General features: G+C 62.1%; 13 protein-coding genes. 6 read left to right on the top strand and 7 right to left on the bottom strand.

The features are described 5' to 3' along the window. The first annotated feature begins 61 nt into the window (after nt 1-61). Complete coding sequence (locus tag AC15MQ_RS09245; protein ID WP_483079948.1) at nt 62-193, top strand: hypothetical protein; 132 nt, start codon at nt 62-64, stop codon at nt 191-193. Nucleotides 194-414: 221 nt separating this feature from the next. Next, nucleotides 415-1,605: a class I SAM-dependent rRNA methyltransferase gene (locus tag AC15MQ_RS09250; RefSeq protein ID WP_287653751.1), complete on the top strand. Its 1,191-nt coding sequence runs from the start codon at nt 415-417 to the stop codon at nt 1,603-1,605. A 21-nt stretch (nt 1,606-1,626) separates the two neighbouring features. Here AC15MQ_RS09250 and msrA read toward each other — a convergent pair whose 3' ends face one another. After that, complete coding sequence (msrA, locus tag AC15MQ_RS09255) at nt 1,627-2,235, bottom strand: peptide-methionine (S)-S-oxide reductase MsrA (RefSeq protein ID WP_350497333.1); 609 nt, start codon at nt 2,233-2,235, stop codon at nt 1,627-1,629. Beyond that, nucleotides 2,232-2,738, bottom strand: coding sequence for a peptide-methionine (R)-S-oxide reductase MsrB (gene msrB / locus AC15MQ_RS09260; protein ID WP_287653748.1), 507 nt, complete (start codon nt 2,736-2,738; stop codon nt 2,232-2,234). Before msrB ends, msrA begins: the two co-directional genes overlap by 4 nt. A gap of 411 nt (nt 2,739-3,149) precedes the next feature. Between msrB and AC15MQ_RS09265 the strand changes: the two genes are divergently transcribed. The 4 genes from AC15MQ_RS09265 (at nt 3,150) to AC15MQ_RS09280 (ending at nt 6,734) form a co-directional block, all read left to right on the top strand. Then, entirely contained in the window at nt 3,150-3,602 is a 453-nt protein-coding gene (locus tag AC15MQ_RS09265; RefSeq protein ID WP_287653746.1) for a Fur family transcriptional regulator, read from the top strand. Nucleotides 3,603-3,742: 140 nt separating this feature from the next. Beyond that, nucleotides 3,743-4,804, top strand: coding sequence for a CobW family GTP-binding protein (locus AC15MQ_RS09270; protein ID WP_350497331.1), 1,062 nt, complete (start codon nt 3,743-3,745; stop codon nt 4,802-4,804). 101 nt (nt 4,805-4,905) lie between these two features. Then, the gene (locus AC15MQ_RS09275; protein ID WP_350497330.1) at nt 4,906-5,523 is read left to right on the top strand and encodes a DOMON-like domain-containing protein; all 618 of its coding nucleotides are present in this window, start codon (nt 4,906-4,908) and stop codon (nt 5,521-5,523) included. Next, nucleotides 5,523-6,734 (top strand): exo-beta-N-acetylmuramidase NamZ family protein, encoded by a 1,212-nt coding sequence (locus AC15MQ_RS09280; protein WP_287666888.1) that lies wholly within the window; start codon nt 5,523-5,525, stop codon nt 6,732-6,734. Before AC15MQ_RS09275 ends, AC15MQ_RS09280 begins: the two co-directional genes overlap by 1 nt. A gap of 109 nt (nt 6,735-6,843) precedes the next feature. Here the strand turns inward: AC15MQ_RS09280 and AC15MQ_RS09285 are convergent, their stop codons facing one another. The 5 genes from AC15MQ_RS09285 to AC15MQ_RS09305 form a co-directional block, all read right to left on the bottom strand. Next, a complete protein-coding gene (locus AC15MQ_RS09285; RefSeq protein WP_483079949.1) occupies nt 6,844-8,064 on the bottom strand; it encodes an IS110 family RNA-guided transposase in 1,221 nt (406 codons plus the stop codon). Nucleotides 8,065-8,406: 342 nt separating this feature from the next. Beyond that, nucleotides 8,407-9,774, bottom strand: a complete 1,368-nt coding sequence (gene glmM, locus AC15MQ_RS09290; RefSeq protein ID WP_287653740.1) for a phosphoglucosamine mutase — start codon at nt 9,772-9,774, stop codon at nt 8,407-8,409. Nucleotides 9,775-9,990: 216 nt separating this feature from the next. Beyond that, nucleotides 9,991-10,854 (bottom strand): dihydropteroate synthase, encoded by an 864-nt coding sequence (gene folP / locus AC15MQ_RS09295; RefSeq protein ID WP_483079950.1) that lies wholly within the window; start codon nt 10,852-10,854, stop codon nt 9,991-9,993. Nucleotides 10,855-10,915: 61 nt separating this feature from the next. Beyond that, on the bottom strand, nt 10,916-12,799 hold the full coding sequence (gene ftsH, locus AC15MQ_RS09300) for an ATP-dependent zinc metalloprotease FtsH (RefSeq protein ID WP_287653737.1): 1,884 nt from the start codon (nt 12,797-12,799) through the stop codon (nt 10,916-10,918). 106 nt (nt 12,800-12,905) lie between these two features. Further along, nucleotides 12,906-13,538 (bottom strand): RlmE family RNA methyltransferase, encoded by a 633-nt coding sequence (locus AC15MQ_RS09305; protein WP_287653736.1) that lies wholly within the window; start codon nt 13,536-13,538, stop codon nt 12,906-12,908. Nucleotides 13,539-13,682: the final 144 nt, after the last annotated feature.

Genomic DNA, 13,682 nt, shown 5'->3' on the forward strand with positions numbered 1-13,682 from the left:
ATTTCGCATCTGATTGGCCTAGAGTGAGCCTGCCAATATCGGCAGCCACAAGGAGAAGCGTATGGGGAAACTGATCGCCGGCCTGTTGGCTTTGGCGCTGGCGCTATCTAGTGTTCATGCTGTCGCCTGCTCGGCTGAAAAAGCCAAGGATGGCCAGACGGAAATGAGCACCCCGGCCAAACCAAAAAGCTGACTTGTCGGTGTTTGCAGCACGCGCGGCGCGATACCTCCGGTATCGCGCCGCGTCACGTTTCGGGCGTGTATTCGTGCCTGCGCTTTCGTTGATGAGCCTCAAAAAAATGGGGGGCCGGCAGCAAACTCCCAACCCCGGATTCGGCGAGACACCCGCAGTGGTGTAGACTGCGCCGCTCCAACTTCATTGTCGCCCGGCTGACATGCCAGGCGCGGGATTCTATGGCTCAGCTCGTTATTCTGCCCGGCAAGGATCGCTCGCTGGTCCGTCGTCACCCCTGGATTTTCGCCACTGCGGTTGAACGACTGAGCGGTCGTGCGCGGCCGGGCGATACTGTCGACGTCGTTGCCGCCAACGGCCGGCCCCTGGCGAAGGCGGCGTGGAGTCCCGAGTCGAAGATCAGGGCCAGGGTGTGGACCTTCGACCCCGAGGAAGTCATAGACGACGCTTTCTTCAAGCGCCGTGTCCAGGCGGCGGTCGAACGTCGTGGAATGTTGCCGGAGTTGCGTGGCCAGGACGGCTTGCGGCTGATCCATGGCGAGTCCGACGGTCTGCCGGGGGTGATTGCTGACCGCTATGGCGACACCGTGGTGTTGCAACTGACCGCCACCGGCCCCGAGAAGTGGCGACGGGCGATCATCTCCGCGCTGCACCGGGCAAGCGCTTGCGCACGCATCTACGAGCGATCGGATTCAGGCGTCCGCCGACTGGAGGGGCTCGATCCGGTCACCGGCTGGGCGTATGGCGAAGCTTCGCCAGAGCCGCTGGCCATCGTCGAGAACGGCGTGCGCCTGCGTGTCGACATCGTTGCTGGCCACAAGACGGGTTTCTACCTTGATCAACGCGACAACCGGGTGCTGACGCGGGTCCTCGCAGCAGGTCGTGCGACGCTCAACTGCTTCTGCTATAGCGGCGCATTTTCGCTGCAGGCGCTGGCTGGCGGTGCGAGCAGCGTGCTGTCGATCGACTCGTCCGGCCCTGCGCTGGCCATGGCGGCAGAAAATCTGGCGCTCAACCCGCATCTCGACGCGAACCGTGCCGAATGGCGAGAGGCGGACGTTTTCAATGAACTGCGGGCGTTGAATGATCAGGGTCGACGCTTCGACCTGATCATTCTCGATCCGCCAAAGTTCGCTCCTTCGGCGGTACATGCCGAACGCGCTGCGCGGGCCTATCGCGACATCAACGTCTTCGGGTTTCGCCTGCTGAATCCCGGTGGTCTGCTGATGAGTTATTCGTGCTCGGGCGGCATCAGCGGTGAACACTTCCAGCAGATCCTTGCCGAAGCCGCGCTTGGTGCCGGGCGCGAGGCGCGTATCCTGCGCCGTCTCGGGGCCTCTCCGGATCACCCGGTTGCCTTGAATTTCAGTGAAGGTGAATACCTCAAGGGTCTTCTCTGCCAGGTGGAATGAGTGCGCGGCGAGCCAGGGCGACTAGCTGCTCCCCCAGATCTGCTTTACCCGGGCGTCGCGGCCGCAACCCTGGCGATAATAGGCATAACGGATCGGGTTCTTCTTGTAGTAGTCCTGGTGGTACTCCTCTGCCGGGTAGAAGGTGGCGGCGGCGACGATCTCGGTTTCGATATGCGGCAGCTTGCCGCTGGCCAGCAAGGCGTCACGGCTGCTTTCGGCTGCCTTGCGTTCGACCTCGTTCTGCCAGTAGATGCCGCTGCGGTATTGTGTGCCGACATCGCAGAATTGTCGGTTCCTGACCGTCGGATCGATATGGCGCCAGAAATAGTCGAGCAACTGCGGATAGCTCAGCCGCTGCGGATCATAGGACACGCGTATGGCCTCGGTATGTCCGGTGTTGCCGGCGCTGACCTGTTCGTAGCTTGGGTTTGCCGTACGGCCGCCGGTATAGCCGGACTCTGCGGCAAGAACCCCAGGCAACTTTTCGAAATCCGCTTCGATGCACCAGAAGCAGCCGCCGGCGAAAATTGCCGTTCGGACTTCGGTTGCTTTGGGCGCGGGTGGCTCGGCGCCGCCGGCATGGCCACCGATCAGGAGCAGCAGCGCCGCCAGTCGCAGGCGCGTGCTCATGTCCGCAACTCCGGCAGCTTCTCCGAGCGCGGCACGAATTGCAGGGCCAGCCCATTATTGCAATAGCGCTTGCCGGTGGGCTTGGGGCCATCGTTGAAGACATGGCCTTGGTGTCCGCCGCAGCGGGAGCAGTGGTACTCGGTACGCGGATAGAACAGCTTGAAGTCGGTCCTGGTGGCAATCGACTCCGGCAGGTGTTCCCAGAAGCTGGGCCAGCCGGTGCCGCTGTCGTACTTGGTCGCGCTGTCGAACAGTGGCAGGTGGCAGGCGGCGCAAATGAAGGTGCCGTCGCGCTTTTCCTGGTTCAATGGGCTGCTGCCGGCGCGTTCGGTGTCCTCTTCAAAGAGAACGCGATAGGCCGGCTGCGGCAGCAGGGCGGCCCATTCGGTCTTCGATTTCTGCAACTTGCTGCCGTTACCGGCCCAGGCTGGGCCCGGGGCAGTAACGGGCAGGACGAAGGCTGACAAGCCACTCAGCCATTTCAGTGATTGACGACGATCCATGAGATATCTCCAGTAACAACTAAGGGACGCCAGTCCGGCGCAGCAGGCTGCCGGTGGCTGGGGCGATCAACCCCAACAGATTGGCTGCCTGCAGTCCGAAACAAAATGCGGCCCTGCGAAACAGACGTACCATCTGCTGTGGTTCCGGGCATCGACGTGTACAGACAGCGCTTTCAGGTGTTCGGCCGAAAAGCACTGCTACAGTTCCCCAAGCCAGCAACCGGGAGGCGGACAACAGTTGCAGTTCTCGCCGACGCGGACACGAGTGATGACCGTTTGCGCTATGGTCGTTCAAGCAACCGTCAACCTTACGCCCCGTGTGCGCAGCCGCATTGTTTTATTGCCCCTGCAGCGGTGCCCATCCGGCGCAACTCTGTTGCATCTGGCATCGTACTGTGCTTAAATCGTTGCATGACTGTGGTCAAGAATGCTGTCGAATCCGCCGCGGAGGCTGAAACTGCTGCCTTGCTCATTCGCCGCACGGGTGCGCGCGCGACGCCGGCGCGGGTGCGCGTCCTGCGGCTGCTGCGCATGGTACCGGCGGCGCTGACACACCACGAGATCGAGCAGGCGATCGGCGATCTGCCCGTCGATCGGGTGACGCTCTATCGCGTACTCGACTGGCTGGTGGAGAGTGGGTTGGCGCACCGAAATGCCGATGCGCAGCGGGTCTTCCGCTTCTCGGCGGCCGCCATCGGCGAGCATTCGGCGCACACGCATTTTCGTTGCGAAAACTGCGGGCGTGTGTTCTGCCTTGATGCGGCGCCGCCAGCACCCCCCAGCTTGCCCGAGGGTTTTTCGCTGTCACATCTCGAACTCGACCTGCGCGGTCGATGCGCCGGCTGTACCGGCGAGCACCGATGATCGGCGATCACCGCCGGGCGCCTGCAATCAGCTCGACAAGTTCATGGCGGTCCGTTACGCGCAGGGGAAGCGAAGCGGCCGCAACGTACGCGCCAGCGGTAGGGTGCGGCGCGCGAAACCGCGAGCGCGAGGCCTGAGCCATGCGTGCACCAGACCCCGATCGGACCATCCCGGTGACCGTCCTTACGGGTTTTCTGGGGGCCGGCAAGACTACGCTGCTCAATCACCTGTTGCGACAGCCGGCACTCGCCAATGCCGTCGTCCTGATCAACGAATTGGGAGACGTCGCCATAGACCACCACTTGGTCGAACAGGTGGACGACCAGGTCGTCGTTCTCGGATCGGGTTGTCTGTGCTGCAGCGTACGCGGGGAGATGGCGCGCAGCCTGCGCGACCTGTTCATGCGTCGTTTGCGGCGCGAGATCCCGGCTTTCGCGCGTGTTCTCATCGAAACCACCGGCCTGGCCGATCCGGCGCCGGTGCTCTACACCCTGCTCGAAGATTTCTTCATTGCCGAATGCTTTCGCATGGACGGGGTGGTCACGGCGGTCGATGTCACCCATGCCGGTCGCCAGCTCAGTCGTCACTTCGAGGCCATACGCCAGGTGGCGATGGCGGACCGTCTGCTGCTCACCAAGTGTGACTTGGCGACCCCCGACGAGATTGCCGGCGTTGCCCGCCGTCTGGCACGCGCCAATCCTGGAGCGTCGCAGATCGAGGTCTATCGGGGTGTCGTCAGCGCAGAGCAGGTGATGGGGTGTGGGCTCTATGATCCGGGCAGCAAGACGGCCGATGTACGCCGCTGGCTGGCCGAGGAGAAAGTGGCCGCCGCCGCAGTGCACGATCAATTAGTGCAAGTGCCTGCCGGTAACCGCCACGATGCGCTGGTGCATGCCTTCGTGCTGCGTTTCGAGCAGCCATTTGCCTGGCCGGAGTTCGCCGAGGCGATTGATGTTCTGCTCGCCACCTGTGGCGATCGCATCCTGCGCGTCAAGGGCCTGATTGCGGTGCAGGGTGAGAACGGGCCACGCGTGCTGCAGTGCGTGCAGCACATGCGCTACCCGGAAGCGATGCTGCCTGCCTGGCCGGACGGCGACCATCAGAGCCGTTTGGTGTTCATCGTTCGTGCCCTGACACAGGACATCGTGAGGCAGGCCTTCGCCATGTTCTGCGGTGAGCCGGCGTTGCCGTGCAGCCGATGACTGTGTCGCGAACTGCCAACGCGACGCAGGGCTCGTTGGCGGTCGGCAGAATCGACAAAGCCCACCGCCAAGGTCGCGGAAGACGCTAGAATTCCCCACTGTTGCGGCCAGCCCTTTTTCTACCGATGTTTCCCTCCGAGTTTACGCTGAGTCTCGTTCGTCATCCGGCGACTCCCGCCCCGGTAGTGCGTTCACTCGAAGCGCACGCTGCGTACGCGGCCGATGGCAGTCTTGAAATCGCCTATTGTCTGCGCGGCGACATGGTCCGTCTGCTCATTCCGGAACCGCAACCGCCGGGGTGTGCTGACGGCCTCTGGGAACATACCTGTTTCGAAGTCTTCGTCGGCGTTGCTGGCGAGCCGGGCTACCATGAGTTCAACTTCTCACCCTCGGGCAAGTGGGCTGCCTACGCGTTTGGCAACTACCGGCAGCTTGAGGAAACCCGCTTCCTGCCTGTTCCACCGCAGATCAAGGCCAGGCTGTCCGCCGGGCGCCTCGAAGTCGAAGCGCGGATTGCTTCCGCCGTCCTGCCACGGAGTACAGATGCGGCGAGATTGCAGATCGGTCTTTGCGCCGTCATCGAAGCCATCGACGTGCTTGATGGCAGCCACAGTTACTGGGCGTTGCACCACCCCGCTGCCTTGCCCGATTTTCACCATCGTGACGGTTTCACACTGGAATTGGCGCCGCCGCACAGATCTGCCCGAAGGATTGGCTGATGCCCGTACTGCAGTTCGGACTCGACCGACTTCTAAGTGACGACGCGTTGCGGAGGCCTCTGAATGGCCGCCGCATCGCCCTGGTTGCCCACCCAGCATCGGTCAGCGCCAATCTGGAGCATGCCCTTGATGCGCTCGCCACGCTGCCCGATCTGCGGATCACCGCGGCCTTTGGGCCGCAACATGGCCTGCGCGGCGACAAGCAGGACAATATGGCCGAATCGCCGGAATTCCTCGACCCGGTGCACGGCATTCCGGTGTTCAGCCTCTACGGCTTGGTGCGACGTCCGACGCCGGTCATGATGGCCAGCTTCGACGTGCTGCTGATCGACCTGCAGGACCTCGGCTGCCGTATCTACACCTTCATTACCACGCTGCGCTATCTGCTCGAAGCGGCGGCTGAGCACGGCAAGGCGGTGTGGATACTCGATCGGCCCAATCCGGTGGGACGTCCGGTTGAAGGGCTGCTGCTGCGTCCCGGCTGGGAGAGCTTCGTCGGCGCTGGAGCGCTACCGATGCGCCATGGCCTGACGATGGGCGAACTGGCGTGCTGGTTCATCAGCACGCTCAAGCTCGACGTCGACTGCACGGTGATCAAGATGCACGGCTGGAACCCGGAGGCTGCGCCCGGCTACGGCTGGCCACTCGGCGAGCGGAGCTGGATCAACCCCAGCCCGAACGCTCCGAACGTGTCGATGGCGCGCTGCTACGCCGGCACGGTGATGCTCGAAGGTACGACGTTGTCTGAGGGACGGGGTACGACGAGGCCGCTGGAGCTTTTTGGTGCGCCGGACATCGACGCGCGTCATTTGATCAGCGGCATGCAGGCGCTGGCCCCTCAATGGCTAGATGGCTGCCGCCTGCGCGAGTGCTGGTTCGAGCCAACCTTTCACAAGCACACGGGTCACTTGTGCCATGGCGTGCAGATTCACGTCGAGGATGGCTGTTACCGGCATGCCCTGTTTCGTCCGTGGCGCCTGCAGGCCCTGGCTTTCAAGGCGCTGCGACAAATGCTGCCGGATTACGCCCTGTGGCGAGATTTCGCGTACGAGTACGAATTTGATCGCCTGGCCATCGACCTGATCAATGGCTCGCCGCTGCTGCGCGAGTGGGTGGACGACCCGGCGGCGACGCCGACCGACCTGGACGCCTTGAGCAGAGCCGACGAAGAAGGTTGGGGGATGGCGCGCCGCGAGTTTTTCTTGTACTGAATTGAGGGCGGCACCGCTTCAGGGCGAGTGGCAGTTAATGTGAAAGAACCCAGTCTCCAAGCGCGCGAGTACCTGACCGCGAGCGGTCATGGAGATCGGTTGTCGTGAATCAAGCGGCTGCGGGGATGAAGCCGAAGCGAGTTAGCGCCTTGATCCAGCGAGAGGCGTTGCGCTGCACGGAGAGCTGCTCATAGTTGGTGGCGGAATCCCGGTAATGTTCGCCACGCTTGAGCATGAAAAAAATGGTGCGCAACATTTTGTGAGCCAAAGCGACGATGGCGCGTTTGTGACCACGACGAACGATCAACGACTGGAACTTGGCCTGGAACGCCGATTTTGTGCGGCTGGCGGCGTGAGCGAACTCACAGAGGAGTCGGCGGACGTAGGGATTGCCCTTGCGGACGCGTCCCGATTTGCGCTTCCCGGCCGACTCGTTGTTGCCCGGACAGAGGCCAACCCAGGAGGCTAGGCGGTCCGAGGTGCCGAAGACGCTCATGTCGCTGCCGATCTCGACGAGCAGCATGGCGGCGCCGATGAGATCGACGCCAGGTAAGGTTTGCAGCAGGGCGAGCGCATTGTGCTCGCTCGCCAATTCGGCGAGCAGGCGGGCGTCGAAACGGGCGATGCGCGCTTCGAGTTCCTCGATATGCCGCAATAGTTCGTCAAGAACGAACACGTGACTCGCGGTCAATTCGCCCTGCAGGGCATCGTGCAATTCCTCGCGGCTGGCTTTGAGACGTCGACTGGCGAGTTGAAGAACCTCATGCGGAGCCTGCCCCCGGAGAATCCCCTTGATCATCGCGCGTGCCGACTGACCATGGATATCGCTGACCACCACGCCCAGACGGATGCCGGCATCGGTCAGCACTTTGTGCATGCGGTTCTTCTCGGACGAGAGCAGCCCGACGAGCTTCTGCCGTTGCCGGGCGATCAGACGCAGTTCGCGCAGTTGGGCCGGCGGCACGAAAGACCCTCGGAGCAGACCGGCTCGCGCCAGGGTGGCCAGCCACTGGGCATCTCCAACATCCGTCTTGCGTCCCGGCACCTGCTTGACGTGACGGGCATTGACCACCGTCGCCCGGATACCGACCGCCTCCAGCGCCGCATACGGACTCTTCCAGTAGATGCCCGTGCTTTCCATGACGACTTCGTCCGGATCAAGCGCCGCCGCCCAGACCGCCAGCTCCCGCCGGTCCCGTTTGAACGCGCCAAATTGCCGCTGCTCGAGTCGTGTCTCGCCGCCCGATTCCTCGATGATCGCGCACGCCGTGACCTGGGCCTGATGAATATCCAGCCCAATGACCCGCTTGTGGATCGGAACCAGTTCCATACCGTCTCCTTTCGCCATAAACTTGAACGCGGGAGGCGGTGGGTGCCAGAACCGAAATTGCCTGAAGGCGACAGGTCGCCAACGGCCCTTTTAATGTGTGCGCTCGATGGCAGCAATCCGGGGTACGAGTCGGTTCAGCGGGTCACGTTAGCTTGCGGGGTCGAGCCGCCAAAATGTTGCGCGACCTCTACCCGCCGCTTCCCAACCCGCATCTTCTTTCATCATCCGGGGCGGCGGCAACTGCAATGACCGTTAGCTGGTCAGCCTGTCGACCGCAGCGGTTGATCTGCAGTCCGTGTCCATCCCGCTCGGCGGCTGGCCGTCGAGCCCAGGATTGATCGATCAAGAGGAAACCGCTTCACGCACCGCAGCGGCAAGTTTCTCGGCGGCTCGGGAGACTATCAGCGAGTCCTGGCCCTCGACCATGACGCGCAGCAGCGGTTCCGTCCCCGAGGCACGCAACAGCACCCGGCCGCAGCCATTGAGTTCGCTCTCCACCTCGCGCAGGGTAGCGTCGATCAGCGGGTTCTGCTTCCATGGGAAGCCTTTGCTCAGCGCCACGTTGATCAGCCTTTGCGGATAGAGCTTCAGACCGCCGAGTAGTTGCAGCAGATCACCGCCTTCTTCACGCAGTGCCGAGAGCACTTGCAGGGCGGAAACGATGCCGTCGCCGGTGGTGTGCCTGTCGAGGCAGAGAATGTGGCCGGAGTTCTCGCCACCATACAGCCAACCCTTCTGTCGCAGCATGTCCATGACGTAGCGGTCGCCGACGGCGGCGCGGGCAAAAGGAACCTGCAACTCGCCGAGGGCGTGTTCCAGGGCGAGATTGCTCATCAAGGTGCCCACAACCCCCGCGACAGAGCCCTGGCGCAATCGGCTGCGGACGACCGCGAACAATAGTTGATCGCCATCGTAGAGGTTACCCATCGCGTCGACCATCATCACCCGGTCGCCATCCCCGTCCAGCGCGATTCCGATGTCGGCGCCCTGGGCGATGACCGCTGCCCGCAAGGCTGCAGGTGCGGTCGCACCGACATCCTGGTTGATGTTCAGCCCGTTGGGTTCGGTGCCGATACTGGTGACTTCGGCTCCCAATTCATGAAGGACATGTGGTGCAATATGGTAAGCCGCTCCGTTGGCACAATCCACGACGATCTTCAGCCCACGTAGATCCATTTCGAAAGGAAAAGTGCCCTTGCAGAATTCGATGTAACGACCATCCGCATCATCGATTCGCCGCGCACGCCCAAGTCCTGCCGATGGAACACAGGTCAGCGGTTCGTCGAGCGCGGCCTCGATCTCCGATTCGAGTTCATCCGGCAGCTTGGTACCGCGGGAGGAGAAGAACTTGATTCCGTTATCGTAATAGGGGTTGTGCGAGGCCGAAATGACGACGCCGGCCTGCAGGCGCAGGGCGCGCGTAAGGTAGGCGATAGCCGGAGTAGGCATTGGGCCGACCAGACAGACATCCACACCGGCTGCAGAAAAGCCGGCTTCGAGCGCAGCTTCCATCATGTAGCCGGAAATGCGGGTATCCTTGCCGATCAATACGGCCGGGCGTTCGCTTCCCTTGATATTGACGCGAGCCGTGTCGCGGGCGGCCAGAACTCTTCCTGTTGCGTGTCCCAGGCGCATGACGAAATCCGGTGTGATCGGGATTTCTCCGACACGCCCACGCACGCCATCCGTACCAAAATACTTCCTCGTCACGATCTTCTCTCCCGTCGAGCGCAGACAAATCGATGTCCGTCAAGACGACATTCTACGCAAACGGCGCGGGAGACGCTGTTTACTACCACACAATTCGTCGCTTGTGCGCTGCGTTGGCGGCGGAAGAGGCAGGAAAAATGCAGGTTGGCGCGCCAGTGTCTGCGCTGTCGAGGGCAAAAACGTCAATGCCTCTGGACCGCCCGATGTCAGGGCTGGTCAGGTCTTCCGTGGGAGGCCGGCGGGTGAGTCGCCGCTTCCAGGGGAGGACTCTACGGCTTGCCAGATGGCCAGGGCGTCGCGTGTTGGCGCGACGTCATGAACACGCAGAATGCACGCTCCACGCTGGGCAGCGATCAAGGCTGCCGCGATGCTGGCAGCCAAGCGGTCCCCGACCGGACGTCCGGTGATCGTACCCAGCATCGACTTGCGCGAAATGCCCGCCAGCACGGGCAGTCCGGCAAACGAGAAAATCTGCAGATGACGCAGTAGTTCGAGATTGTGTGCGAGTGTCTTGCCGAAGCCGAAACCCGGATCGAGGAGCAGGCGATCGCTGGCGATGCCTGCCTCTTGCGCTGCGGCTACCCGCTGTGCGAGAAAGGCCTGGACTTCGGCTACGACATTGCCGTAGCTGGGGTGCTCCTGCATGCTCAAGGGTTCGCCGCGCATGTGCATCAGGCAGAGCGCGCAATCGCTGTCAGCCACGGCCGCCAGCGCTCCCGGCATGCGCAGCGCGTAGATGTCGTTGATCATTGCCGCGCCGTGCGCGAGTGCCGCGCGCATCACTTCCGGCTTGTAGGTGTCGACAGAGAGGGGTACGCCGCAGCCGTCCAGTCCTTCAAGCACTGGAATCAGGCGTGTCAGTTCATCCTCGACTGAGGTCGGCAGTGCGCCCGGGCGTGACGACTCTGCGCCAATATCAAGCAGGTCGGCGCCGGCCTCGATTTGCCGGTACGCGTGCGCGATGGCCGTGGACGGGTCGCAGGCCAGACCGTCGCCGGAGAACGAGTCCGGCGTCAGGTTGACCACGCCCATCAGCAGTGGGCGGTCGGAAGGGAGTCTGTGCGGGCCGCAGTGAAACATCAGGCCAGCAATCGGGCTGGGCGCTGGGAGCGCACAGGGGAGGCGTTGCGCCGGTGTTTACTCAGGCTGGGGCAGTGGCGCTTGGCGCCGCGTCCGGTGTGTTGAGGTCCGGTTTGCTCGGTGACGGCGCCTGCGGCTGCTTTGGCGGGCGTGGAGGCTTGCCGGCCATGATGTCGTTGATCTGATCGGCGTCTATCGTTTCAAGTTCCAGCAGGGCTGCCGCCATCGCCTCGACCTTGTCGCGCTGCTCTTCGAGGAGTCGGCGCGCAAGCGCATATTGCTCGTCGATGATGCGTCGAATTTCCGCGTCAACTTTCTCCATCGTGGCTTCGGACATGTTCTTGTGTGTGGTCACCGAACGCCCGAGAAATACCTCGCCTTCGTTTTCACCGTAGACCATCGGCCCCAGCGCATCGGACATGCCGTAGCGCGTGACCATGTCGCGTGCCATCTGTGTCGCCCGCTCAAAGTCGTTCGAAGCGCCGGTGGTCATCTGGTTCATGAACAGTTCTTCGGCGATGCGGCCCCCGAACAGGACGGCGATCCGACTCAGCAGATAAATACGATCGTAGGCGTAGCGATCCTCTTCGGGCAACTGCATGGTCAGTCCAAGCGCCCGGCCGCGCGGGATGATCGTAACCTTGTGTACCGGATCGGATTTCGGCATCAGTTTGGCGACCACGGCGTGCCCCGACTCGTGGTACGCCGTGTTGCGCCTTTCGTCCTCGTTCATGACCATGCTGCGGCGCTCGGCACCCATCATGATCTTGTCCTTGGCTTTCTCGAAGTCCTCCATATCGACCAGCCGCTTGTTGCCGCGAGCGGCGAACAGTGCCGCTTCGTTGACCAGATTGGCCAGATCGGCACCCGAAAATCCGGGCGTTCCACGGGCGATGATGTCAGCCTTGACATCCGGAGATAGCGGCACCTTGCGCATATGTACCACCAGGATCTGTTCCCGACCACGAATGTCAGGTAGCGGTACGACCACCTGGCGGTCGAAACGTCCGGGGCGCATCAGCGCCGGATCGAGCACATCGGGCCGGTTGGTTGCCGCGATCACGATGACTCCGACACTGCCTTCGAAACCATCCATTTCAACCAGCATCTGGTTGAGCGTCTGTTCGCGTTCATCGTTGCCGCCGCCCAGGCCGGCGCCGCGTTGACGGCCCACAGCGTCCAGTTCGTCGATGAAGATGATGCACGGTGCGTGCTTCTTGGCGTTCTCGAACATGTCGCGAACACGCGCCGCGCCAACACCGACGAACATCTCGACGAAGTCCGAGCCGGAAATCGAAAAGAAGGGCACCTTGGCCTCGCCGGCAATCGCCTTGGCCAACAGCGTCTTGCCGGTACCCGGGTTGCCGACCAGCAGCACGCCCTTCGGGATGCGGCCACCCAGTTTCTGGAATTTCGAAGGGTCGCGCAGGAAATCGACGAGTTCGGAGACCTCTTCCTTGGCTTCATCGCAACCCGCGACATCGGCGAAGGTGATGGTGTTGGTCGACTCGTCGAGCAGCCGCGCCTTGCTCTTGCCGAACGAAAAAGCGCCGCCACGGCCGCCACCCTGCATCTGGCGCATGAAGAAAATCCATACGCCGATCAGCAGCAGCATCGGGAACCAACTGACAAAGATGCTCATCAGGAAGGATTGCTCCTCCTCGGGCTTGGCCTCGATCTTGACACCGTGTTTGAGGAGATCGGAAACCATCCACAGATCAGGAGGCGCGTAACTGGTGAGCTTGCGGCCGTCGGTGGTCGTTGCCTTGAGCACTCGCCCTTCGATGACCACCTTGGCAATCGTTCCCTTGCCCACTTCCTCGATGAACTGGGAATACTCCATCGACGACTGGGCTACCTGGCGATTGTTGAACTGATTGAATACGGTCATCAAGACGAGACCGATGACCAGCCAAACTGCCAGATTCTTGAACATGTTATTCAATGCTTCACCTCTTCCACGTTGCCCGGCCCGGGATGATTCCAGAAACCTTGCTGTTCCACGACATCATATTCTAAACTGATTCCCAGCCACTGAATCAAACACCAGATCAACGATCACTGCAAGTTTTCAAGGTTCTGCCGAGCAAATAGACCTCCGGGCTGCGATCGCGCGAAGCATCGGGCTTGCGCGAGGAAACCGCCTTGAATGTTTTGCGCATTTCCAGCACAAAATCGTTGAACCCGGATCCGTGGAATGCTTTGACCAGCAAAGCACCATCGGGTTTCAGCCAGTTGCGGGCAAATTCCAGAGCCAGTTCGGCGAGATGCGCTGCGCGCGCCTGGTCGCAGAGCGCGATACCCGATATGTTGGGCGACATATCGGAAAGAACAAGCCCGACTTTTTCGCCGGCGAGCAGATTTTCCAGATTATGGAGAACCGCCTGTTCGCGAAAATCCCCTTGCACGAAGATTACCCCTGGCAGAGGGTCCATCTCCAGGAGATCGACGGCGATGATGCGGCCCTTGCCCTGCATCTTCTTGGCCGCCACCTGTGACCATCCCCCCGGGGTCGCGCCCAGATCGACCACCACGTCGCCGGCGCGAATCAGGTGATCCCTCTCGTCCATCTCGACCAGTTTGTAGGAGGCACGCGAGCGATACCCCTGCGCCTTCGCCCGCTGCACATAGGTATCATTGACGTGCTCACGCAACCAGGCATTACTGGATCTGCTTCGATTCATTGGACGAAACCCGCTAGAATGCGCTCTTCAAATAGTCATTGCTCTTGCAGAAACCTCGCCCACTCAAGTGGTGAACGTTTCTCTGACTCACTGCCCCGCTCCTGCAATCCGGGAGGAGGGCGACTCGTACGTTGCTGACGCGAC

It is taken from the genome of Candidatus Accumulibacter propinquus (assembly GCF_056856495.1).

What these genes read in the sequence shown, in the direction of transcription:
- AC15MQ_RS09270 (WP_350497331.1), top strand. Translation starts at nt 3,743, where the DNA reads ATGCGTGCACCAGACCCCGATCGGACCATCCCGGTGACCGTCCTTACG.
- AC15MQ_RS09280 (WP_287666888.1), top strand. Translation starts at nt 5,523, where the DNA reads ATGCCCGTACTGCAGTTCGGACTCGACCGACTTCTAAGTGACGACGCG.
- msrB (WP_287653748.1), bottom strand. Translation starts at nt 2,738, where the DNA reads ATGGATCGTCGTCAATCACTGAAATGGCTGAGTGGCTTGTCAGCCTTC.
- AC15MQ_RS09305 (WP_287653736.1), bottom strand. Translation starts at nt 13,538, where the DNA reads ATGAATCGAAGCAGATCCAGTAATGCCTGGTTGCGTGAGCACGTCAAT.
- AC15MQ_RS09250 (WP_287653751.1), top strand. Translation starts at nt 415, where the DNA reads ATGGCTCAGCTCGTTATTCTGCCCGGCAAGGATCGCTCGCTGGTCCGT.
- AC15MQ_RS09245 (WP_483079948.1), top strand. Translation starts at nt 62, where the DNA reads ATGGGGAAACTGATCGCCGGCCTGTTGGCTTTGGCGCTGGCGCTATCT.
- msrA (WP_350497333.1), bottom strand. Translation starts at nt 2,235, where the DNA reads ATGAGCACGCGCCTGCGACTGGCGGCGCTGCTGCTCCTGATCGGTGGC.
- AC15MQ_RS09285 (WP_483079949.1), bottom strand. Translation starts at nt 8,064, where the DNA reads ATGGAACTGGTTCCGATCCACAAGCGGGTCATTGGGCTGGATATTCAT.
- folP (WP_483079950.1), bottom strand. Translation starts at nt 10,854, where the DNA reads ATGTTTCACTGCGGCCCGCACAGACTCCCTTCCGACCGCCCACTGCTG.
- AC15MQ_RS09265 (WP_287653746.1), top strand. Translation starts at nt 3,150, where the DNA reads ATGACTGTGGTCAAGAATGCTGTCGAATCCGCCGCGGAGGCTGAAACT.